At 70.2% G+C, this 22,756-nt stretch carries 17 protein-coding genes and 1 tRNA gene; 13 read left to right on the top strand and 5 right to left on the bottom strand.

The window, feature by feature from the left end:
* Positions 1-2: 2 nt before the first annotated feature.
* The 5 genes from ACH5HR_RS13735 to ACH5HR_RS13715 are packed head-to-tail and all read right to left on the bottom strand — an operon-like array spanning position 3 to position 4,678.
* Positions 3-1,040, bottom strand: coding sequence for an adenosine deaminase (locus ACH5HR_RS13735; RefSeq protein WP_402372532.1), 1,038 nt, complete (start codon positions 1,038-1,040; stop codon positions 3-5).
* Positions 1,041-1,055: 15 nt separating this feature from the next.
* The gene (locus ACH5HR_RS13730; protein ID WP_402372530.1) at positions 1,056-1,679 is read right to left on the bottom strand and encodes a response regulator; all 624 of its coding nucleotides are present in this window, start codon (positions 1,677-1,679) and stop codon (positions 1,056-1,058) included.
* The gene (locus tag ACH5HR_RS13725; RefSeq protein ID WP_402372529.1) at positions 1,676-2,920 is read right to left on the bottom strand and encodes a sensor histidine kinase; all 1,245 of its coding nucleotides are present in this window, start codon (positions 2,918-2,920) and stop codon (positions 1,676-1,678) included. Before ACH5HR_RS13725 ends, ACH5HR_RS13730 begins: the two co-directional genes overlap by 4 nt.
* A complete protein-coding gene (locus ACH5HR_RS13720) occupies positions 2,907-3,776 on the bottom strand; it encodes an ABC transporter permease (RefSeq protein ID WP_402372526.1) in 870 nt (289 codons plus the stop codon). Before ACH5HR_RS13720 ends, ACH5HR_RS13725 begins: the two co-directional genes overlap by 14 nt.
* Positions 3,773-4,678, bottom strand: a complete 906-nt coding sequence (locus ACH5HR_RS13715; RefSeq protein WP_416478329.1) for an ABC transporter ATP-binding protein — start codon at positions 4,676-4,678, stop codon at positions 3,773-3,775. Before ACH5HR_RS13715 ends, ACH5HR_RS13720 begins: the two co-directional genes overlap by 4 nt.
* 192 nt (positions 4,679-4,870) lie before the next feature.
* Here ACH5HR_RS13715 and ACH5HR_RS13710 point away from each other — a divergent pair.
* The 13 genes from ACH5HR_RS13710 (at position 4,871) to ACH5HR_RS13650 (ending at position 22,570) form a co-directional block, all read left to right on the top strand.
* Positions 4,871-4,946 (top strand) — tRNA-Trp (locus ACH5HR_RS13710).
* A gap of 134 nt (positions 4,947-5,080) precedes the next feature.
* Positions 5,081-5,335, top strand: coding sequence for a preprotein translocase subunit SecE (gene secE, locus ACH5HR_RS13705; protein ID WP_402372522.1), 255 nt, complete (start codon positions 5,081-5,083; stop codon positions 5,333-5,335).
* Between the two features lie 64 nt (positions 5,336-5,399).
* Positions 5,400-6,167: a transcription termination/antitermination protein NusG gene (gene nusG, locus ACH5HR_RS13700; RefSeq protein WP_402372521.1), complete on the top strand. Its 768-nt coding sequence runs from the start codon at positions 5,400-5,402 to the stop codon at positions 6,165-6,167.
* 96 nt (positions 6,168-6,263) lie between these two features.
* Positions 6,264-6,695, top strand: a complete 432-nt coding sequence (rplK, locus tag ACH5HR_RS13695) for a 50S ribosomal protein L11 (RefSeq protein ID WP_402372519.1) — start codon at positions 6,264-6,266, stop codon at positions 6,693-6,695.
* Positions 6,696-6,804: 109 nt separating this feature from the next.
* The gene (gene rplA / locus ACH5HR_RS13690) at positions 6,805-7,512 is read left to right on the top strand and encodes a 50S ribosomal protein L1 (RefSeq protein WP_402372516.1); all 708 of its coding nucleotides are present in this window, start codon (positions 6,805-6,807) and stop codon (positions 7,510-7,512) included.
* A gap of 345 nt (positions 7,513-7,857) precedes the next feature.
* Complete coding sequence (locus tag ACH5HR_RS13685; RefSeq protein WP_416478326.1) at positions 7,858-8,382, top strand: RNA polymerase sigma factor; 525 nt, start codon at positions 7,858-7,860, stop codon at positions 8,380-8,382.
* Entirely contained in the window at positions 8,373-8,873 is a 501-nt protein-coding gene (locus ACH5HR_RS13680) for a hypothetical protein (RefSeq protein WP_402372512.1), read from the top strand. Before ACH5HR_RS13685 ends, ACH5HR_RS13680 begins: the two co-directional genes overlap by 10 nt.
* 355 nt (positions 8,874-9,228) lie before the next feature.
* Positions 9,229-10,755, top strand: coding sequence for a S8 family peptidase (locus ACH5HR_RS13675; protein WP_416478325.1), 1,527 nt, complete (start codon positions 9,229-9,231; stop codon positions 10,753-10,755).
* 18 nt (positions 10,756-10,773) lie between these two features.
* Entirely contained in the window at positions 10,774-13,326 is a 2,553-nt protein-coding gene (locus ACH5HR_RS13670) for a CHAT domain-containing protein (protein ID WP_416478323.1), read from the top strand.
* 297 nt (positions 13,327-13,623) lie between these two features.
* Positions 13,624-14,154 (top strand): 50S ribosomal protein L10, encoded by a 531-nt coding sequence (rplJ, locus tag ACH5HR_RS13665; RefSeq protein WP_402372505.1) that lies wholly within the window; start codon positions 13,624-13,626, stop codon positions 14,152-14,154.
* Positions 14,155-14,237: 83 nt separating this feature from the next.
* Positions 14,238-14,627, top strand: a complete 390-nt coding sequence (gene rplL, locus ACH5HR_RS13660) for a 50S ribosomal protein L7/L12 (protein WP_402372502.1) — start codon at positions 14,238-14,240, stop codon at positions 14,625-14,627.
* A gap of 492 nt (positions 14,628-15,119) precedes the next feature.
* Positions 15,120-18,632 carry a DNA-directed RNA polymerase subunit beta gene (gene rpoB, locus ACH5HR_RS13655; RefSeq protein WP_416478321.1) on the top strand — a complete coding sequence of 1,171 codons (3,513 nt, stop codon included), beginning with the start codon at positions 15,120-15,122 and terminating at the stop codon, positions 18,630-18,632.
* 56 nt (positions 18,633-18,688) lie between these two features.
* Positions 18,689-22,570: a DNA-directed RNA polymerase subunit beta' gene (locus tag ACH5HR_RS13650; RefSeq protein ID WP_402372497.1), complete on the top strand. Its 3,882-nt coding sequence runs from the start codon at positions 18,689-18,691 to the stop codon at positions 22,568-22,570.
* The last annotated feature ends 186 nt before the right edge of the window (positions 22,571-22,756 follow it).

Here is a 22,756-nt window from a genome sequence, read left to right as displayed (position 1 = left end):
GATCATCCCGCGGCCGGATGAGACGGAGATGAGAGCCAGTCGTCCACCCCGGCGAGCAGACGCTTGCGCGTCGTCTCGGAGGCCCGTGAGCCCCGGACGGAAGCCCGGGCGAGGTCGGCGAGCTCGGGGTCGCTGAAGCCGTGCACGGTGCGGGCGGTCTCGTACTGCTGCACCAGGCGTGAGCCGAACAGCAGCGGGTCGTCCGCCCCGAGCGCCACCTGGGCACCGGCGTCGACCAGCGTGCGCAGAGGGACGTCGTCGTCCCGTTCGTACACGCCCAGGCTCACGTTGGAGGCCGGGCAGACCTCGAGGGCCACCCCGGACTCGACGAGCGATCCCAGCAGGGCCGGATCCTCCACCGCGCGCACCCCGTGACCGAGCCGGTCCGGTGTCAGCGCCCCCACGACCTCGCGCAGGTGCGCCGGGCCGAGCAGCTCGCCGCCGTGCGGCACCGACGCCAGCCCGGCCCGCCGGGCGATGCGGAACGCGGCGGCGAACTCCGAGGTGTCGCCCCGGCGCTCGTCGTTGCTCAGCCCGAACCCGACGATCTCGCCCGGCCCGTCGCCGGCGTACCGGGCCGCCAGCCGGGCCAGCGTCCGCGCGTCCAGCGGGTGCCGCATGCGAGAGGCGGCGACGACGACGGCGACCTCCACCCCGTGCGCGGCGCTCGCGGCACGCGCCTCGTCCAGGACGATCTCGACGGCCGGGGTGATGCCCCCGACGAACGGGGCGTACGAGGTGGGGTCCACCTGGATCTCGAGCCGACCGGACCCCTCGGCGGCGTCGTCGGCCGCGGCCTCGGCGACGAGCCGGCGCATGTCGGCCTCGGAACGGACGCAGTGGCGGGCGGCGTCGTAGAGCCGCTGGAAACGGAACCAGCCGCGCTCGTCGGCGGGGACGCGCAGGGCGACGCCGTCGGTGAGCGCGGACGGCAGCCGGATGCCGTGCTCGGCGGACATCTCACGCAGGGAGGAGACCCTGAGCGACCCCGTGAAGTGCAGGTGGAGGTGGGCCTTGGGGAGCTTCGCCAGGTCGCGCACCCTGACAGTCTGGCACTACGTGAGCCAGCCGCGCCGTCGGGCCACCGTGACCGCCGCGGTGCGGTCGTCCACGCCGAGCTTGGCGAACGCGCGCAGGAGGTGCGTCTTGACGGTCGTCTCGGCGATGAACAGCTCGCGGCCGATCGCGGCGTTCGACAACCCGCGCTCCACCAGTCGCAGCACCTCGGCTTCGCGCGGGGTCGGGCGCTCCTCCGCCGTGCGCACGGAGGTCATCAGCCGTGTCACGACCGACGGCGCCAGCACCGTCTCGCCGCGGGCCGCGGCATGGACGCCGGCCACCAGCGTGGCCCGGGGTGCGTCCTTGAGCAGGTATCCCGTCGCTCCGGCCTCGACCGCACGCAGGATGTCGGCGTCGGTGTCGTACGTGGTGAGCACGACGACGCGGGGTCCGCCCGCGACGTCCCGGGCGATCTGCTCCGTCGCGCCCACGCCGTCGAGCACGGGCATCCGCAGGTCCATGAGGACGACGTCGGGGGAGAGCTCGCGGGCCAGGGCCACCGCGCGTTCGCCGTCGGCCGCCTCGCCGACGATGTGCACGTCCGGCTCGCCCGCCAGCATGCCGACGATGCCGGAGCGGACGACGGGGTGGTCGTCGACGACGAGCACACGGATCGTCACGACGTACTCACCGGTAGCCGGACCTGTACCCGGGTGCCTCGCGGGGCGGCGGGGCCGACCTCGAGCACCCCGCCGACCGCCGTGGCCCGTTCGCGCATCCCCGACAGTCCGAACCCCTCGGCGAACTGAGCGGGCAGGCCGCGGCCGTCGTCGGACACCTCGAGCTCGACAGCCGCGTCGGAACGGGTCAGGCGCACGGCGACCGCCGACGCTCCTGCGTGTCGGCGGACGTTCGTCAGCGCCTCCTGCGCCGCACGCAGGAGCACGACGTCGGACGCCGCCCCGGCGGGGTCGAGGCCGTCGGCCGCGTCGGTCTCGCCCTCGACGTCGAACCGCACGACCGTGCCCGTCTCGGTGGTGAACCGTTCCGCGAGGCGTCGGAGCGCTTCGGCGAGCGTGGTGTCCTGCAGCGGGACCGGTGCGAACGCCGCGACGAGCCCTCGTGCCTCGGCCAGGTTGTCCCGGGCGGTCGCCTCGACGACGGCGAGCCGGTCGCGTGCCGCCTGCTCCTCGCCGCGGTCGAGCGCGGCGGAGGCGGCCTGCACCTGGGTCACGACGCTGGTGAACCCCTGGGCGAGGGTGTCGTGGATCTCGCGTGCCATCCGTTCGCGCTCGGCCGCCACCCCTGCCGCGTGGTGGGTCTGCGCGAGCTGGTGCTGCGTGGACCGGAGCTCGTGCAGGAGCTGGGCCCGATCCTCGGAGCGTCGCATCCACGTCGCGGTCCAGAGCCCCAACGTCAGCGCGAAGGCGAGCGCGATCGCCATGTGCGGCGCCGCTGCGAGGAGCCCCCGGGTGGAGAGTCCCGCCTCGAACGCGAGCCCGAACGTCGTCGCGACGGCCAGGACCACCGACGCGAGGACGGCCCGGCGAGGAGGTTCGAGCAGCATCCAGAGCTGGGTGAAGGCCCCGAACAGCAGGAAGGTCGCCAGGCCGCCCTGGGAGACCGCGACGGTGGTCGCGACGACGAGCACCGAGACGTAGGCGGCTGCGCGTCGTTGGTCCCGCGACCGCGCCGCCGGCGCGCCCCATGCCGCGTAGGCGACGAGGATCGCTGCCATCGCCCCGTACGCGACCCACAGCTCGCGGCCGGACTGCCCGCTGACGGGCAGGGCGACGGCCGTGAGCAGGACGATCGCGACGAACGCGACGTCCCACCAGACCACCTGCCGGTCCCAGTCGTCGCCGAGGTCGCCGGGAGGTCCGGCGTCGCGGTCGTCGCCCACCGGGTCAGCCGTCGTCACGCCGCCGCCAGCGGAACGTGCGGACGCCGATCACGAGGCAGAGGATCAGCCATGCGCCCAGTACAGCAGCGACGGCCCCGAGCTGCCAGGACCCGCCGGTCTCGAGGACCACCATGTCCTCGGGCAGGAACACCGAGCGCATCCCCTGGGCGAGCCACTTGAGCGGGAAGACCGACGCCGCGGTCTGCATCCAGCCCGGCAGGGCGAAGAACGCGAAGAAGACGCCGGAGACGAACTGCAGGATCAGTACGACAGGGGTCACCACGGCCGACGCCGACCGCCCGGACCGGGGGACGCTGGAGAACGCGACGCCGCAGACCGCACCGGTCGCGGTGCCGAGGACGTAGACCCAGGCGAACGTCGCCCAGCGGGAGACGTCGTCGGGCATCGGGACGTCGTACAACCATGCCGCGACGGCGAGCAGCACGGCCGTCTGGACCACCGACGTCGCGAGCGTCAGCAGGACCTTGCCGCCGAAGTACGACGTCACGGGCAGCGGGGTGCCCCGCAGCCGGCGCAGCGTCCCGTCGTCGCGCTCCACCGCGATGGAGACGGCGAGCGACTGGAAGCTCGTGAGCATGATCCCCGTCGCGACCATGCCCGGCAGGAAGTACTGGGCGTAGTCCACGGAGGCGACCGGACCGCCCTGCTCCTCCGCGCCGAAGACCGTGGCGAAGATCGCGAGCATGACGATCGGGTAGGCGAAGACGAAGATCACGGCGTCGCGCTCGCGCCAGAACTGACGGAGCTCCAGGCCGGCGCGGGTCAGCGCCAGGCTCGGCACGGAGGGCAGGGGTGCTGTCGAGGGCGGCCTCGCCGTGGTGGTCGTCGCGCGGCGTGCTGTCGTGCTGCTCATCGGTGGGCCTCCGTCCCGACGAGCCCGAGGTAGACGTCCTCGAGGCTGGGGCGGGTGACGCGCAGGTCGGCGACCTCGCCGTCGGGGCCCGACGCCGTCGCGACGAGGTGCGCGACGAGCGCGGACGGTGTCGTGGTGCGGCGGTCGTGGGTGACCCCGTCGGCGGACCACGTGACGACCGGGACGCGGGCCTCGGGCCCGCCGAGCGTGTCGGGCGTGCCGGTGGCGACGACCCGCCCGTCACGGACGACGACGGCCCGGTCGGCGAGGTACGCGGCCTCGTCGAGGTCGTGGGTCGTCAGCAGGATCGTGGTGCCGCCGTCACGCAGCGCCCGCACGATCTCCCAGAAGGAGCGGCGCGCCTGCGGGTCGAATCCCGTCGTCGGCTCGTCGAGGAAGAGCAGATCCGGCTGGCCCACGATGCCGCAGGCGACGTCGAGGCGGCGCCGCTGCCCGCCCGAGAGGCCGCGGACGCGGGTGTCGCTCTTCGCGGTCAGCCCGACCGTGTCGAGGACGGTGCCGGGGTCCGCGGGCGCCGGGTAGTAGCGGGAGGTGTACCGCAGGGTCTCGGCCACGGTCAGCTCGGCCTGGTCGCGCGAGTCCTGGGTCACGACGCCGAGCCGTGCCCGCCAGGCCCGGCCCGCCGACGCCGGGTCCTCGCCGAGGACGCGGACCTCGCCGGCGTCGCGGGTCCGGAAACCTTCGAGGATCTCGATCGTCGTCGTCTTGCCCGCGCCGTTCGGCCCGAGCACAGCGACGATCTCGCCCTGGTCGATGTCGAGGTCGAGCCCGTCCACGGCGCGTCTGTCGCCGTAGCGCTTGCGCAGGCCGCGGACGTGCACGGCTCGGCTGCTCCTGCTCGGTGCGGCGGGTCTGGGGGAGTGTGTCGTCGCGGTGGTCATGGACCCAGCCTCCCGACCGCGCGGTCCGGGCGGGACGTCCGTACGGTGGGACGTGGCGTCCACCGGTCGGTGGACACGACGTGGTTCGACCCACGGCGTCGCGTCGCGTACAGTTGTCCCTCGGTGGTTGACGGCCGCCATGCTGGACCGCGCCCTCACGGGGCTCGACCGGTGCGACGTCGTCGGGCACGAAGGGTAGTGGCGCAATTGGTAGCGCAGCGGTCTCCAAAACCGCAGGTTGCAGGTTCGAGTCCTGTCTACCCTGCCAGCGTGATCCCCCGCGGGGCCGCGCGCAGCGGGGCCATGCGACATGTGTGACCCGAACGCCAGGAGTCTGTGCCGTGGGTACGTCGCCGGCAGGCGGCGTGGCTGCGGTGTGATCGCGAAACGGGGTAGGTCGAAGTGAGCGAGTTGCCGGCTGAGGCCGCTGGGACGCACGGTGCCGGAACGGGCAAGGAGCGTCGTGGCGTCTTCGCCCGCATCGCGCTGTTCGTCCGGCAGGTCGTGGGTGAGCTCCGCAAGGTCGTCACCCCGACCCGGTCGGAGCTGATCAACTACACGATCGTCGTGATCGTGTTCGTCACGGTGGCGATGCTCTTCATCACCGGGCTCGACCTCGTCGTCGGCCAGGGTGCCGGCTGGCTCTTCGGGAACTGATCCCGTCCAGCCCACGATCGCCCGGGCCGCAACCCACATCCGAAGTCAGAAAGCAGGTTCGTTCGTGTCCCAGGACCCTCTGGAGCAGGCGGAGAACGTCGACCCCACGCAGCCCGACGCCACCGGCGTCGAGGCCGACAACGACGCGCCCGTGGCCGACGAGGAGGCTGCGGCCACTTCTGACGACGCGGACGTCACCGCGGAGATCGAGGACCCCGCCGACGAGCTCCGTCGCATGCTGCGCGCGCAGCTCGGTGACTGGTACGTCATCCACTCCTACGCGGGCTACGAGAACCGTGTGAAGGCGAACCTTGAGAACCGCACCCAGAGCCTCAACATGGAGGACTACATCTTCCAGGTGGAGGTCCCCATGGAGGAGGTGACCGAGATCAAGAACGCGCAGAAGAAGACCGTCCGCCGCGTCCGGATCCCCGGTTACGTCCTGGTGCGCATGGACCTCACCGACGAGTCGTGGGGCGCCGTGCGTCACACGCCGGGAGTCACCGGCTTCGTGGGCCACACCCACCAGCCCGTCCCGCTGTCGCTGGACGAGGTCTTCGGGATGCTCGCCCCGACGATGCTCGAGGACTCGCCCGCCAAGCCGTCCGCCGGCGGCGCCGGCGGGGCGACCGGAGGCGCGTCCGCGCAGCCCTCCATCGAGGTCGACTTCGAGGTCGGCGAGTCGGTGACCGTCACGGACGGTCCGTTCGACACGCTGCCCGCCACGATCTCCGAGATCAACGCCGAGGCCCAGAAGCTCAAGGTCCTCGTCTCCATCTTCGGCCGGGAGACCCCGGTCGAGCTGTCGTTCAACCAGGTCGCCAAGATCTGACCGGAGCGCCGGACCTCCGGCCCTCCGCACGAACGACGTCATGCAACCGGGTCATCGCCCACGGCGTCGGCCCATGACACAGAGAGGGGAAGCACCATGCCTCCCAAGAAGAAGGTCGCCGGTCTCATCAAGCTCCAGATCCAGGCCGGGGCCGCGAACCCCGCCCCGCCGATCGGGCCCGCACTGGGTCAGCACGGCGTGAACATCATGGAGTTCTGCAAGGCCTACAACGCGGCCACCGAGTCGCAGCGCGGCAACGTGGTGCCGGTGGAGATCACGGTCTACGAGGACCGCTCCTTCACGTTCATCACGAAGACCCCGCCGGCCGCGGAGCTCATCAAGAAGGCCGCCGGTGTGACCAAGGGCTCGGCGACGCCGCACACGGACAAGGTCGCTCAGCTCACCCAGGACCAGGTCCGGGAGATCGCCGAGACCAAGATGCCGGACATCAACGCGAACGACATCGAGTCCGCGAAGAAGATCATCGCGGGCACCGCTCGTTCGATGGGCATCACCGTCGCGGACTGACGACCGCCGGAGTCCCACCAGGGACGACAAGTCCCGACGACAGTCGTCGGGCACGTGGGAGGGTCTGCGCAGACCCGACGAACCACGACTGCAGCAAGGAGACATGCAGATGGCACAGCGCAGCAAGGCGTACCGCGCCGCCGCGGCGAAGATCGACCGCGAGAACCTCTACACGCCCCTCGAGGCCGTGAAGCTGGCGAAGGAGTCCGCCTCCTCGAAGGCGGACGCGACCCTCGAGGTGGCCTTCCGCCTCGGCGTCGACCCGCGCAAGGCGGACCAGCTGGTCCGCGGCACGGTCAACCTGCCGCACGGCACGGGCAAGACCGCTCGCGTGGTCGTGTTCGCGAACGGCCCGAAGGCCGAGGAGGCCATGGCGGCCGGCGCCGACGAGGTCGGCGGCGACGACCTCATCGCCAAGGTCGCCGGCGGCTACACCGACTTCGACGCGGCCGTGGCCACGCCGGACCTCATGGGCAAGGTCGGTCGTCTCGGCAAGGTCCTCGGTCCCCGCGGCCTCATGCCGAACCCGAAGACCGGCACCGTGACCATGGACGTCACCAAGGCCGTGAACGACATCAAGGGCGGCAAGATCGAGTTCCGCGTCGACAAGCACGCGAACCTCCACTTCATCATCGGCAAGGCCTCGTTCTCCGAGGAGCAGCTGGTGGAGAACTACGGCGCCGCCCTGGACGAGGTCCTGCGGCTCAAGCCGTCGTCCTCGAAGGGCCGCTACATCACGAAGGCGACGCTGGCGACGACGTTCGGCCCGGGCATCCCGCTCGACCAGTCGCGCACCACGCGCCTGATGGAGAGCTGACACCGCTCTCCGCGCCACGACGGCCCGGTGCCCTTCTCGCGAGGGTGCCGGGCCGTCGTCGTGCCCGGCACGGACGATCCGTGGGTCGATGTATCAGACGGAGCCCTGCCGCCTCCCTCCCCACGACAGAGCTGATCGTGCGGAGGGTGAAATGTCATGGGCGGACCCGGAGGACGCCGCGCGTCCCCACGCCCCGCCCTAGGCTCGTGGGCAGCCGCCGGAGCGTCCGGCGGCCAGGACCACGAGGACGCCCGACGAGAGATGACCAGCCCACCCGAGACGGAGAGCCTCGGTGACCGAGCGGCGGCAGCGCTGCTGGGGTACCGCGAGGGTCACGTAGACGCCATGAGCGAGTTCGTCCGCGAGGCGACCCCGCTGCTGTGGCGCACGGTGCGCGCCCAGGGCGTGCCTCGCGAGGCGGCCGACGACGTCGTCCAGCAGACGTGGGCGGCGCTCGTCGGCCACGTGGAGTCGATCGCCGAGCCCAAGGCCACCCTCAAGTGGCTGCTGGTGACGGCTCGCCGCGCCGCCTGGGAGGTCGTCCGCAAGGCACGTGCCGACGAGCAGCGGCGCACGGACCTGCCCGACGACGACACCGAGACCTCCGCGACCCTGCCTGACCCGACCCCGGGTCCGGAGGCAGAGGTCCTGCGGAACGAGCGCGACCGGCTGCTGTGGGGTGCGCTGCGCGAGCTGCCGGCACGGTGCCAGGAGCTGCTGCGCCTCGTCTCCCTCGCCGACCGTCCGGACTACCGGTCCATCTCCGCCGCGATCGGCATGCCGGTCGGGAGCATCGGCGCCACCCGGGGACGGTGCCTCGCCAAGCTACGCACCCTCCTCACCGAGCACGGGGAGACCTCATGGACATGACCTACTTCGACGACGTCCCCGGAGCGGAGGACCCGCTGGACGCCTCGGACGTCGCCCTGCTCGCCCGGCTCGCTGAGCTGGACGAGCGCCTCGACCCGGTGCCGGACGGGCTCGTCGAGCGGTCGCTGTTCGCCATCACCCTCGCAGGCCTCGAGTCGGAGGTCATGGAGCTCATGGTCCTCGAGGCGCCCGCGGGCACGGTACGCAGCGACGCGCCGCCGCTCGAGACCCGCACCATCACCTTCACGCACGAACGGCTCACCGTGATGATCGCGCTGTCTCCGGGCAACACTCCGCGGACGGTGCGTGTCGACGGCTGGATCGCGCCCGCGGACACGCTGACGATCGTCCTGCGCCGTCCCGACGGCGACCACCGCAGCACCGCGGACGACGACGGACGGTTCGTCCTCGAGGACGTGCCGCGCGGACTGGCCAGCCTGCTCGTCGAGCAGGACGACGTCCCCATCACGACACCCGTCATCGAGCTGTAGAGCGCCCATTCCTGTCTGACCTGCGGGCGCTTCCGTGCCCGCCCCTGAGGAGGAGCACGTGAGCGAGAGCCCTGTCGGTCCGAGCATGCGAGGACCGGGTCCTGTCGTCCGGTACCTCGACCCCAACTCGGTGCGGCGCCGTCCAGGCCGGCACGACGTGGGGCCCACCTGGTATCTGGCCGACCGACTCCTGGTCCACGGTGATCTACCACAGAGCATCCGTGCGCGTCTTCGACAGGTTGATGACGCCGGGGGATCGAGCGACGTCCTCGAGGTGGCCGCGCCGGAGTCCGAGGAATCGGCCACTCTGGTCGAGCGGGAGGCGCGCAGGCAGGGTTGTCGAGTCGGTCTCGAGGTGCGGTTCAGGCAGGATGTCGAGCCGACCGCGAGGTCATCACGAGCGGACCTGCTGGACCGCGTCGACCCTGAGTTCGGGTTCGTCCTCCGCCTGCTGACCGACCGGCCGGACCGGCAGCCCGACGCGTGGGAGGTGCTCGAGGCCGACGCCGACGACACCACGACAGGATGGCGGTTGAGCCTGGACCACGTCATGCTCGCGGTCCCGTTCACGTCGCACCCGTTCACCTCGCATCCGTTCACCTCGCATCCGTTCACGTCGCATCCGTTCACGTCGCATCCGTTCACGTCGCACCCGTTCACGTCGCATCCGTTCACCTCGCACCCGTTCACGTCGCATCCGTTCACGTCGCACGGTCTGCCCGAGTACGGAGTTCCGGGGTCGGGCGGCCGCGCACCCGTCCAGTGGCTCGGCAGCCGCCCCGTACGGCAGGAACGCCCGGACGGCGACGACGCGAGGACGCCGTCGGGTGCGGTCCGGCCCGTCGTCGCGATCGTCGACACGGGTGTCGGGACGCACGAATGGTTCGGGACCTACACGGGAGACGCGTCGAGGGACGACGGCAACGGCGTCGTGATCCGTGACGCTCGCCTGCCGGACGGGCCCATCGGGACGTTCCCCCTCGCGGCGTCGCCCGAGGAGGACGCAGAGATCGGCGGGACCAGCACCGCTCCGTTGACCGGTCCGCTCGATCCTGTCGCAGGCCACGGGACCTTCATCGCCGGCATCGTGCACCAGGTCTGTGCCGATGCCCGGATCCTGCCTGTCCGCGCCGTCGGCGGGGCCGGTGTGGCCGTCGAGTCGGAGGTCATCGAGTCCCTCCGTCGGCTGAACCGCTACCACCAGCGCGGGCTCGCCGGGCACGCGGGGTTCGTGCCGATCGACGTCGTCGTGCTGGCGATGGGCTACTACCACGAACGACCGGAGGACCTGCAGTGGGACCATCCGTTGTCGCAGGTGCTCGCCACGCTCCGGGAGTCGGGTGTCGCCGTCGTCGTGGCGTCGGGCAACGACGGTGAGACGCGACCGTCGTACCCGGCAGCCTTCGCACCGGAGGTCGATCGACGAAGCGACCCGGTACGCATCACCTGCCCCCGTGACACGTCGGCCGATCGACCGCCGATCCTCAGTGTCGGAGCCCGGAACCCGGACGGAACGACAGCCTTGTTCAGCAACGACGGGCCGTGGGTGACGTGCGTGCGGCCGGGCGCGGCTCTCGTCAGCACCGTTCCGACGACGCTGGACGGCCCTCTGACGCCGTCGGTGCGGATGAAGGAGAAGTACGCCGACAGTCACCGCGCGACGATCGATCCCGAAGGTTTTCAAGGCGGCTTCGCGACGTGGAGCGGGACGTCGTTCGCGGCACCGGTCCTCGCCGGAGAGATCGCCAGGGAGCTGCTCGCGGTCCGGGTTCCTCGTCACGATGCTGGTGACGCTACTGTCGAGGGGAGAGTCAGGGACATCTGGGATGCGGTGACCGCCGCGACCGGCCTCGAGCTCGGTGGCGCGGCCGAGCCTGGGTGAGCAGACATGGGGTGACCGATGGACGACGGGCTGGCCGCCGTGATGGCTCAGGTGGCCGATGCCCGCGCCCGGGCCCGCGTGAATCGCCACTTCGGACGTGCCGCACAGATGTACCGCACAGCTCTGCGCCGGCTCGACGCGCTGGGTGATGGGGTGCCTCGGGCGGAGGCCTCCGCGGTGCGTGCGCGCGCACTCGTCGGGCTGGCCGCCTGCAGCACAGAGCTCGGCGCCGGGCAGGAATCGGTGCTGGACGTCCTCGACGAGGCTGCGCGGTGGGCGCGGGACGCGAACGACGATGCACTGGTGGCCACTGTTCGTGGGAACAGGGGGTTGCAGCTCCTTCGTACGGGCGATCTCCGGAGCGCCAGGCACGAGCTCGATGCGGCACTCGAGCACATGAGTGACGAGGAGGAGATGGTCCCAGCCCTCCTCAACCGTGGGTCGCTCCATCTCGAGCGGGGTGATGTCGAGGCGGCAGCTCGCGACTTCGAGAGGTGTCGCGATCTCGCTCGCGGTGACGCGGAGGTGGTGTTCCGTCCGATGGCGGAACACAACCTGGGCTATGCGTACTACCTGCGTGGCGACCTGCCGGCCGCACTGCGAGCGATGGACTCGGCCGCGTCGGCGGCACCTCCTGAGCATGCCGGCGTCGGACTGGTCGACAAGGCGACGGTGCTGCTGGAGGCAGGGCTGCTGACGGACGCTGAGGCGGCGCTCACCGAGGCCTCGCAGCTGCTCGCGGCGAGTCATGGGTCTCGTGACCTCTTGGACGCGCAGATCACTCGGGCCCGCTGCTTGGTCGCGCTCGACCGGAACGAGGAGGCGGGTCGCCTGGCGCAGCGGGCGAGTGCTCGTGCACGGCGGGCAGGACTCGTGCTCGTCGAGCTCCGGGCGGAGCTCATCGTTCTCGATGCGAAGCACGGACGTCACCAGGAGGGAAGCGGCAGGTCGCGGGAGCTGGAGCGTCTCGCCCAGGCTGCCACGGGGCTCCGAGAGCGAGCGGAGTCGACAGCAGGAGCCGAACGTGTCGCCGTCGACGCAAGCCTCGTCGCGGCCGAGGCGTTCGCCCGGGCGGGAAGGGCGACCGAGGCCCAGGGGGAGCTACAACGTGTTCCGTCGAGCAGAGACCTGCCGCTCGGCGCGCGGGTGCGTCGCGAGGTGGTCCAGGCTCTTGTGGCGTTCGGGGGAGGGGACCGGCGAGCGGGCCTTCGTGCGGTGCGGCGGGGACACTCCCTCCTCGCGACCCAGCGGCAGAGGCTGGGGGCTGTCGAGGCGGTGACAGCCGCGGCCGCACACGGCATACGTCTCCAGCACGTCGATGTGGACGCAGCGCTCGCCACCGGGCGGGCGGCCTCCGTCTTCGACGCACTGGAGCGAGGCCGTGCCACCTTTGCCGGAGCAGGCCGTGTGCATCCACCCGACGACGAGGAGACGGCCGCGCTCGTCGCCGGCGCCAGGCGGCTCTTCGACCGGGCCCGACAGCTCCGCGCGACCCCAGGCGCCGCCGACGAGCAGAGTCGTCTGCACCGGGAGGCGCGCAGGCTCCAGAACCGCGCGCGAGAACGGTCGTGGTACGTCAGCGGCAACGCGGAGGTTCCACAACCCGCCACCGCACGTGGGATGCAGGCAGACCTCAGCGCAGCCGGCGACGACAGAGTGATCCTCAACTTCACGTTGCGTCGTGGCCGCGTGCTCGTCCTCCGCGTGGACCAGGAGGGTTCACGTCTGGTGGATCTCCTTGCCGTCGACGAGCTGAGAGAACATGCACACCGGATGCGGGCCGACCTTCGGATCGTCGCGAACTCGCTCATCCCGGCTCCGTTGCGCGGGACGGCCCTGCGGTCCCTGACGCGTGAGCTCACCTGGGTGGACGACGTCCTGCTCCGGAAGCTGGACGTCACCGGCCCGGTGTTCGTCGCTGCCCGCGACCGCCTGGTTTCTCTTCCCTGGGCGGCGCTGCCGTCTCGGCGAGGTCTGTCGACCGTGGTGAACTCGTGGGTCGACCGCGGCACCGGGAGCTGGCGACCAGGACGGGGGGTCGCGGTCGCGGGTCCCGATCTCAGCGGTGCACCCACCGAGGCGCGTGCGGTGGCGGATGTCTGGCGAGGTACGACCAGATGTCTGACCGGTGAGGACGCGCGATGCGAGGCGGTGGCAGACGCCATCGGGGGCGCCGCCGTCGTCCACATCGCGGCGCACGGTACGCACGAGCCCGAGAACCCGATGTTCTCTCGCCTCGCGCTGGCCGACGGGCCGCTGTTCGCGCACGAGCTGGACGGGCGGGACCTGTCGCAATCGGTTGTCGTCCTCTCGGCGTGCGACGTCGGGTCCATGAGCATGCGCCACGGGGGAGAACCGCTGGGACTGACGAGTGTGCTGCTGAGAATGGGTGCGCGTGCGGTGGTCGCGGCCGTCGCGCCCCTGCGAGACGACGTCGCCGTGCGTGTCATGCCGGCGCTGCACCGGGAGCTGAAGGCAGGGACACGGCCGGGCGTGGCCTTGGCGAACGCCATCGTGGACGAGCCGGAGCCCGTTCCCCTGGTCTGCTTCGGAAGGTCGGGCGAGTGGTAGCACTGCCACGTTCGAGAACTCGGTGAGGCCCGCTGTGACGCGTGCCTCCCGCCTCGGGTGCCGCACCGCCGCCGTCGTCGTGTAAGGTGTTCGAGTAACCCAAGACCGCCGGTCGTCCGGCGCTGCCCACGCAGGTGGACGCGCCAGACCGAAGTCCCGCGAAGAGCGGGGGCCTGCGCAGGTGACACAGACGACGATCCCACAGTTCCGCTGTGTGTTTCCGAGCCCCGTGCGCCTGCGCCGGGGCTCTTTCTCTTTCCCGGGGTGACCGGTGGCTCCACCACCGGAAGGATTGCCATGGCGAGGCCGGACAAGGCAGCCGCCGTCGCGCAGATCGCGGACCAGCTCCGTGAGACGAACGCGGCCGTGCTGACCGAGTACCGCGGGCTCACCGTCACGCAGCTCCAGGAGCTGCGGCGGTCGCTGCGCGGCAACGCAACCTACGCCGTGGTGAAGAACACGCTGACGACGATCGCGGCCAAGGAGGCGGGTGTCGAGGGTCTCGACGCCGACCTCAAGGGCCCCTCTGCGATCGCGTTCGTGACCGGGGACCCGGTCGAGGCCGCCAAGGGCCTGCGTGACTTCGCCAAGGCGAACCCTGCACTGGTCATCAAGGGCGGTGTCCTCGACGGGAACCCGCTGACCGCTGCGGAGATCACGAAGCTCGCGGACCTCGAGTCCCGCGAGGTTCTGCTGGCCAAGGTGGCTGGTGGGCTGAAGGCCACGCTGACGCGTGCGGCGTACGCCTTCTCCGCCAAGCCGGCCCAGGTCGCCCGAGTCATCGATGCCCTGCGTCAGAAGCAGGACTCGGAGGGCGTCGCCGCCTGACCTGGCGGCCGCCCAGACACACAACCCCTGCTTCTGGCGGGCCGTCCGGCCCGCGAAGCGCTGATTGAAAGGAACGCCACATCATGGCGAAGCTCAGCACCGACGAGCTCCTGTCCGCCTTCGAGGAGCTCACCCTCATCGAGCTCTCCGAGTTCGTGAAGGCCTTCGAGGAGAAGTTCGACGTCACCGCCGCCGCTCCGGTCGCCGTGGCTGCCGCGGGCGCCCCCGCCGGTGGCGGCGAGGCCGAGGCTGCCGAGGAGCAGACCGAGTTCGACGTCGTCCTCGAGTCGGCCGGCGACAAGAAGATCCAGGTCATCAAGGAGGTGCGCGCGCTCACGTCCCTCGGTCTCAAGGAGGCCAAGGACCTGGTCGACGGCGCGCCGAAGCCGGTCGTCGAGGGCGTCGACAAGGACGCCGCGGAGAAGGCCAAGGAGGCGCTCGAGGGCGCCGGCGCCACCGTCACCCTCAAGTGAGCCTCGCGGCCTGAGCCGCACTCACGGGTGATGCCGCGACCTCGGTCGCGGTGAGTCTCCGGCACGAAGGCCCGTTCCCCTCGGGGAGCGGGCCTTCGTCGTGCCCGCGTGGGGAACCTGTGTGGAACCGGGGGAGTGTGAGCAACGGCTCCGCCGTCCAGGTGGTCCTGGGCCCTGGCGGGCGGTAATGTGAGTGGCTACCGTTTCTTGGGCGGCATATGGCGGCCACCGAGACAACGTCCTCACAATCAGCGAAGCCGAGGGCGTCTGCTCGCGTGCCCCCGCGGGTGGACACGGTCCCCGGTTTCGGCTACGCTAGCGCTTTGCGCTCGCCTGTGCCCTGACGCCCCTCCCCGCCGACGATGTCCCGCCTTCTTGAGCCCACCGTGGTCACGCCCCGGTGGCTCGTCGTGGCGGCCCTTCGCCCGCGGCTCGGCGCCCGTCGCAGCACGAGCGTACAGCGTGCCATCGAACTGCAGGGAAGGACCCCTCTTGGCTGCCTCGCGCACCCCTTCTGCTCCGTCCGCCGACGCCATCGCGAACCGCACCGCCTCCCGCCGCGTCTCCTTCGCCCGGATCCACGAGCCGCTCCAGGCGCCCGACCTCCTCGGGCTCCAGGTCGAGAGCTTCGACTGGCTCCTGGGGAACGAGGCCTGGCAGGCCCGGGTCGCGGCCGCGGTCGAGGCCGGTCGGCACGACGTCCCGGACGCTTCCGGTCTCGAGGAGATCTTCGAGGAGATCTCCCCGATCGAGGACTTCGGCCAGTCCATGTCGCTCTCCTTCTCCAACCACCGCTTCGAGCCCCCGAAGTACACGGTGGACGAGTGCAAGGAGAAGGACTTCACGTACGCGGCCCCGCTGTTCGTCACGGCCGAGTTCGTCAACTACACCACCGGTGAGATCAAGAGCCAGACGGTGTTCATGGGCGACTTCCCGCTCATGACCGACCGCGGCACGTTCGTCATCAACGGCACCGAGCGCGTCGTCGTCTCGCAGCTCGTGCGTTCCCCGGGCGTCTACTTCGAGCGGACGCCGGACAAGACGAGCGACAAGGACGTCTACTCCGCCAAGATCATCCCGTCGCGCGGTGCGTGGCTCGAGTTCGAGATCGACAAGCGCGACGCCGTCGGCGTGCGCGTGGACCGCAAGCGCAAGCAGCCGGTGACCGTGCTGCTCAAGGCGCTCGGCCTGACGGAGTCGGAGATCCGCGAGGAGTTCGCCGAGTTCCCGACGATCCTCGACACCCTCGAGAAGGACCACGTCCACACGCAGGACGAGGCCCTCGTCGACCTGTACCGCAAGATCCGTCCGGGCGAGCCCCCGACGGTCGAGGCCGGTCGCGCGCTCGTCGAGAACTTCTACTTCAACCCGAAGCGCTACGACCTCGCGAAGGTCGGCCGCTACAAGATGAACAAGAAGGTCGGCGTCTCCGCCGAGCTGAGCGAGAGCACGCTGTCGGTGACCGACGTCGTCGCAACGATCAAGTACCTCGCCGCGCTGCACGCCGACAAGGCCACGCTCGACGGCACCCGTGACGGCGAGCCCTACGAGGTCCGCGTCGAGACCGACGACATCGACCACTTCGGCAACCGCCGCATCCGCGCCGTGGGCGAGCTCATCCAGAACCAGGTCCGCACGGGTCTGTCCCGGATGGAGCGCGTCGTGCGCGAGCGGATGACGACGCAGGACGTCGAGGCGATCACGCCGCAGACCCTGATCAACATCCGTCCCGTGGTGGCCTCGATCCGCGAGTTCTTCGGCACCTCGCAGCTGTCGCAGTTCATGGACCAGAACAACCCGCTCGCGGGCCTGACGCACAAGCGTCGACTCTCCGCGCTCGGCCCGGGCGGCCTCTCTCGCGACCGCGCAGGCATGGAGGTCCGTGACGTCCACCCGTCGCACTACGGCCGCATGTGCCCGATCGAGACGCCGGAGGGCCCGAACATCGGCCTGATCGGTTCGCTCGCGTCCTTCGGCCGCATCAACCCGTTCGGCTTCATCGAGACGCCGTACCGCAAGGTCGTGGCCGGCAAGGTCACCGACGAGGTCGTCTACCTCACGGCCGACGACGAGGACCGTCACGTCATCGCGCAGGCGAACACCACGCTGAACGAGGACGGCTCCTTCGCGCTCGACCGCGTCCTGGTCCGTACCAAGGGCGGCGAGACGGACGACATCCTGGCGGCCGACGTCGACTACATGGACGTCTCGCCGCGCCAGATGGTGTCGGTCGCGACCGCGCTCATCCCGTTCCTCGAGCACGACGACGCGAACCGCGCGCTCATGGGCGCCAACATGCAGCGTCAGGCCGTGCCGCTGGTGCGCTCGGAGGCGCCGCTGGTCGGTACCGGCATGGAGCGCCGTGCCGCCGTCGACGCCGGTGACGTCATCGTCGCGGCGAAGCCCGGTGTGGTCACGCAGGTCTCCGCCGACCTCATCACGGTCGAGAACGACGACGCGACGACGACCACGTACCGCGCGGCGAAGTTCCGCCGCTCGAACCAGGGCACGAGCTACAACCAGCGCGTGCTGGTCGACGCCGGCCAGCGGGTCGAGGTGGGCTCCGTGCTCGCCGACGGTCCCGCGACCGACGAGGGCGACCTCGCGCTGGGTCGCAACCTGCTCGTCGCGTTCATGTCCTGGGAAGGTCACAACTACGAGGACGCGATCATCCTGTCGCAGCGCCTCGTGGAGGACGACGTCCTGTCCTCGATCCACATCGAGGAGCACGAGGTCGACGCGCGCGACACCAAGCTCGGCCCCGAGGAGATCACGCGGGACATCCCGAACGTCTCCGAGGACGTCCTGGCGGACCTCGACGAGCGCGGCATCATCCGCATCGGTGCCGAGGTCGGGGCCGGCGACGTGCTCGTCGGCAAGGTCACGCCGAAGGGTGAGACCGAGCTGACCCCGGAGGAGCGCCTGCTGCGCGCGATCTTCGGCGAGAAGGCCCGCGAGGTCCGTGACACGTCCCTCAAGGTTCCCCACGGCGAGTCCGGCACCGTGATCGGCGTGCGCGAGTTCAACCGGGAGGACGGCGACGAGCTGCCCGCCGGCGTGAACCAGCTGGTGCGCGTCTACATCGCCAACCGCCGCAAGATCACCGTCGGTGACAAGCTCGCCGGCCGTCACGGCAACAAGGGCGTCATCTCCAAGATCCTCCCGCAGGAGGACATGCCCTTCCTGCCCGACGGCACGCCCGTGGACATCGTGCTCAACCCGCTCGGTGTGCCCGGTCGTATGAACGTCGGCCAGGTGCTCGAGACCCACCTGGGCTGGGTCGCCAGCCGAGGCTGGGACGTCGAGCTCGCCGAGGGCGACGACCTGCAGTGGCGCGAGAAGCTCCCGGAGCACGCCAAGCGTTCCGAGCCGGGTGTCCCGGTGGCCACGCCGGTGTTCGACGGTCTGGAGGAGGACGCGCTGCGCGGCCTCATCTCGACGACGCTGCCGAACCGCGACGGCGACCGCATGGTCGGTCTCGACGGCAAGGCGGCGCTGTTCGACGGCCGTTCCGGCGAGCCGTTCCCGGACCCGGTCGCGGTGGGCTACATGTACATCCTCAAGCTCCACCACCTCGTCGACGACAAGATCCACGCGCGCTCGACCGGCCCGTACTCGATGATCACGCAGCAGCCGCTGGGTGGTAAGGCGCAGTTCGGCGGTCAGCGGTTCGGCGAGATGGAGGTGTGGGCGCTCGAGGCGTACGGAGCGGCCTACACGCTCCAGGAGCTGCTCACCATCAAGTCCGACGACATCCCGGGCCGCGTCAAGGTCTACGAGGCGATCGTCAAGGGCGAGAACATCCCCGACTCGGGCATCCCGGAGTCCTTCAAGGTCCTCCTCAAAGAGATGCAGTCGCTCTGCCTGAACGTCGAGGTGCTCTCGAGCGACGGCGTGCAGATCGAGATGAAGGAGTCCGACGACGAGGTGTACCGCGCCGCGGAAGAGCTCGGCATCGACCTCTCCCGCCGGCCCAACTCCGCCACCACGGTCGACGAGATCTGATCCAGCGACCAGCTGAACCACGGAACATCCGAAAAGCTTTGAGGAAGTAGGACATCTTGCTCGACGTCAACGTCTTCGACGAGCTGCGTATCGGCCTGGCCAGGGCCGACGACATCCGTGCCTGGTCGCACGGCGAGGTGAAGAAGCCCGAGACCATCAACTACCGCACCCTGAAGCCGGAGAAGGACGGGCTCTTCTGCGAGAAGATCTTCGGCCCCACCCGGGACTGGGAGTGCTACTGCGGCAAGTACAAGCGGGTGCGCTTCAAGGGCATCATCTGCGAGCGCTGCGGTGTCGAGGTCACGCGGTCCAAGGTGCGCCGTGAGCGCATGGGTCACATCGAGCTCGCGGCCCCCGTCACGCACATCTGGTTCTTCAAGGGTGTGCCCTCCCGCCTGGGCTACCTGCTCGACCTGGCGCCCAAGGACCTGGAGAAGGTCATCTACTTCGCGGCCTACATGATCACGTGGGTCGACGACGAGGCGCGCCAGGAAGACCTCCCGAACCTCCAGAACGAGATCGACCTGGAGAAGAAGGAGATCACCGACCGGCGCGACAACGACATCAACACCCGCGCCCAGAAGCTCGAGGCCGACCTGGCCGAGCTCGAGGCCGAGGGGGCCAAGGCTGACGCGCGCCGCAAGGTGCGTGACTCCGCCGAGCGCGAGATGGCGCAGCTGCGCAAGCGCTCGGACGCGGAGCTCGACCGCCTGGAGCAGGTCTGGGACCGGTTCAAGAACCTCAAGGTCGCCGACCTCGAGGGTGACGAGATGCTGTACCGGCAGCTCGTCGACCGTTACGGCACCTACTTCGAGGGCTCGATGGGCGCCGCGGCGATCCAGAAGCGTCTCGAGAGCTTCGACCTGGACGCCGAGGCCGAGACGCTGCGCGAGATCATCCGCAGCGGCAAGGGGCAGCGCAAGACCCGGGCGCTGAAGCGCCTCAAGGTCGTCAACGCGTTCCTCACGACGACGAACTCGCCGTCGGCCATGGTGCTCGACGCCGTGCCGGTCATCCCGCCGGACCTGCGCCCGATGGTGCAGCTCGACGGTGGGCGCTTCGCGACGTCGGACCTCAACGACCTGTACCGCCGTGTCATCAACCGGAACAACCGCCTCAAGCGGCTGCTCGACCTCGGCGCGCCCGAGATCATCGTCAACAACGAGAAGCGGATGCTGCAGGAGGCCGTCGACTCGCTGTTCGACAACGGCCGCCGCGGTCGCCCGGTCACGGGCCCCGGCAACCGTCCGCTGAAGTCGATCTCCGACATGCTCAAGGGCAAGCAGGGCCGGTTCCGTCAGAACCTGCTCGGCAAGCGTGTCGACTACTCGGGCCGTTCGGTCATCGTGGTCGGCCCGCAGCTCAAGCTGCACCAGTGCGGCCTGCCGAAGCAGATGGCGCTCGAGCTGTTCAAGCCGTTCGTCATGAAGCGGCTCGTGGAGCTCAACCACGCGCAGAACATCAAGTCCGCCAAGCGGATGGTCGAGCGGACGCGTTCCGTGGTGTGGGACGTGCTCGAGGAGGTCATCACCGAGCACCCCGTGCTGCTCAACCGTGCGCCCACCCTGCACCGTCTGGGCATCCAGGCGTTCGAGCCGCAGCTCGTCGAGGGCAAGGCGATCCACCTGCACCCGCTCGTGTGCGGCGCGTTCAACGCCGACTTCGACGGTGACCAGATGGCCGTCCACCTGCCGCTGAGCGCGGAGGCGCAGGCCGAGGCCCGCATCCTCATGCTCTCGAGCAACAACATCCTGAAGCCCTCGGACGGCCGTCCGGTGACCATGCCCTCCCAGGACATGATCATCGGTCTGCACCACCTGACGGCGGACCGCCCGGGTGCCGAGGGCGAGGGTCGCGTGTTCGCGTCGCAGGCCGAGGCGATCATGGCGTTCGACCGTGGTCAGCTCGACATCAACGCGACGATCAAGGTGCGCATGTCGGACCTGGTGGCGCCGAGCCGCGGCTTCGTGGCCCCCGAGGGCTGGGAGCCGGGTCAGCCGCTGCTGTTCGAGACCACGCTCGGTCGCACGCTCTTCAACGAGGCACTTCCCGTCGACTACCCGTTCCAGAACGAGATCGTCGGCAAGAAGGAGCTCTCCGCGATCGTCAACGACCTGGCGGAGCGCTACCCGAAGGTCGACGTCGCGACGTCGCTCGACGCGCTCAAGGACGCCGGCTACCGGTGGGCGACCCGCTCGGGCGTGACGATCTCGATCACCGACGTCGCGATGCCGGTGGAGAAGAACGAGATCCTCGACGAGCACGAGGCACGCGCGCTCAAGGTCCAGGGCCAGTACGAGAAGGGCCTGATCACCGACGACGAGCGCCGTCAGGAGCTCATCGAGATCTGGACCCAGGCGACCGACAAGATCGCTTCCGTCATGCGCGACCACCTCGAGAACGACGAGCGGAACACGCTGTACCGCATGGTCTCCTCGGGTGCCCGTGGTAACTGGATGCAGGTCCGTCAGATCGCCGGCATGCGCGGTCTCGTGGCGAACCCGAAGGGCGAGATCATCCCGCGCCCGATCAAGTCCAACTACCGCGAGGGCCTGTCCGTCCTCGAGTACTTCATCGCCTCCCACGGTGCCCGCAAGGGCCTCGCGGACACGGCGCTGCGGACGGCGGACTCCGGCTACCTGACGCGTCGGCTCGTCGACGTGTCGCAGGACGTCATCATCCGTGAGGACGACTGCGGCACCGAGCGCGGTCTGCCGCTGCCGGTGGCCGAGCGGATCGGCGACCAGCTGGTGCCGGACGCTCGCGTGGAGACGTCGATCTACTCGCGGACGTTCGCCACGGACGTCGTGGCGGAGGACGGCACGGTCATCGCCGAGGCCGGTTCCGACGCGGGCGACATCATCATCGACAAGGTGATCGCGGCCGGCATCGAGGAGGTCCGGGTCCGCTCGGTCCTGACCTGCGAGTCGCGCGTGGGCACCTGCGCCAAGTGCTACGGCCGCTCCCTGGCCACGGGCAAGCTCGTGGACATCGGCGAGGCCGTCGGCATCATCGCGGCGCAGTCGATCGGTGAGCCGGGCACGCAGCTGACGATGCGTACCTTCCACACCGGTGGTGTCGCCTCCGCGGAGGACATCACGCAGGGTCTTCCCCGCGTGACCGAGCTCTTCGAGGCCCGCACCCCCAAGGGTGAGGCGCCGATCGCGGAGTACACCGGTCGGGTCGCGATCGAGGACACCGAGCGCACGCGTCACCTCGTGCTCACGCCGGACGACGGCGGCGAGGAGATCCGCTACCCCGTCACCAAGCGTGCGCGCCTGCTGATCGCGGACGGCGACCACGTCGCTGTCGGCACCCAGCTGGTGCAGGGTGCGGTCGACCCGAAGAAGGTCCTGCGCATCCTCGGCCCGCGTGCCGCCCAGAAGCAGCTCGTCGACGCGGTGCAGGACACGTACCGCTCGCAGGGTGTGGACATCCACGACAAGCACATCGAGGTCATCGTGCGGCAGATGCTGCGTCGCGTGACCGTGCTGGACGCCGGGGACGCCGCGCTGCTGCCGGGTGAGCTCGCGGAGCGCACCCGCTTCGAGGACGCGAACCGCAAGGCCGTGGCGGAGGGTGGCCAGCCGGCCGCCGGCCGTCCGGAGCTGATGGGTATCACGAAGGCCTCGCTCGCCACCGACTCGTGGCTCTCGGCCGCCTCCTTCCAGGAGACGACCCGGGTCCTCACCGAGGCGGCGATGAGCGGTCGTCGGGACCCGCTGCTGGGCCTCAAGGAGAACGTCATCATCGGTAAGCTCATCCCCGCCGGTACGGGTCTGCCCCGCTACCGGAACATCGAGGTCGAGCCGACCGAGCAGGCGAAGGCGGAGCTCTACCCGAGCTTCGGCTACGACGAGATCGACTTCCCGACCCTCGGCATGGGCTCGGGCGAGGCGATCCCGCTGGAGGACCTGGACTTCGGCGACTTCCGCTGATTCCTGTTCGGCGCGGGGACGACGACGGCGAAGGCGGCTCGGGTGCATCGGCGCGGGTCAGGGGCGGTTGTCGGGGCGGGCGACGGACGTCACACCCGGAGGGTTGTCTCGTCCTTTGACCATGCTTGCTTCCGGCGGTAGCCTAGGAAGCCGTGCCCGTGCCGTCGCACCGTGCATCCCGCTGGT

It is taken from the genome of Isoptericola maris (genome assembly GCF_048065335.1).
In the GTDB taxonomy this organism is placed as follows: Bacteria; Actinomycetota; Actinomycetes; order Actinomycetales; family Cellulomonadaceae; genus Isoptericola; species Isoptericola rhizosphaerae.
The sequence above is the reverse complement of the archived record's forward strand: the minus strand, read 5'-3'. Positions and strand labels throughout refer to the sequence as shown.

Bases quoted from the DNA above. Each gene is read 5' to 3' on its own strand.
- ACH5HR_RS13715 (WP_416478329.1), bottom strand. From the start codon at position 4,678: ATGACCACCGCGACGACACACTCCCCCAGACCCGCCGCACCGAGCAGG.
- ACH5HR_RS13685 (WP_416478326.1), top strand. From the start codon at position 7,858: ATGAGCGAGTTCGTCCGCGAGGCGACCCCGCTGCTGTGGCGCACGGTG.
- ACH5HR_RS13720 (WP_402372526.1), bottom strand. From the start codon at position 3,776: ATGAGCAGCACGACAGCACGCCGCGCGACGACCACCACGGCGAGGCCG.
- rplJ (WP_402372505.1), top strand. From the start codon at position 13,624: ATGGCGAGGCCGGACAAGGCAGCCGCCGTCGCGCAGATCGCGGACCAG.
- ACH5HR_RS13680 (WP_402372512.1), top strand. From the start codon at position 8,373: ATGGACATGACCTACTTCGACGACGTCCCCGGAGCGGAGGACCCGCTG.
- ACH5HR_RS13670 (WP_416478323.1), top strand. From the start codon at position 10,774: ATGGACGACGGGCTGGCCGCCGTGATGGCTCAGGTGGCCGATGCCCGC.
- rplK (WP_402372519.1), top strand. From the start codon at position 6,264: ATGCCTCCCAAGAAGAAGGTCGCCGGTCTCATCAAGCTCCAGATCCAG.
- rplA (WP_402372516.1), top strand. From the start codon at position 6,805: ATGGCACAGCGCAGCAAGGCGTACCGCGCCGCCGCGGCGAAGATCGAC.
- rplL (WP_402372502.1), top strand. From the start codon at position 14,238: ATGGCGAAGCTCAGCACCGACGAGCTCCTGTCCGCCTTCGAGGAGCTC.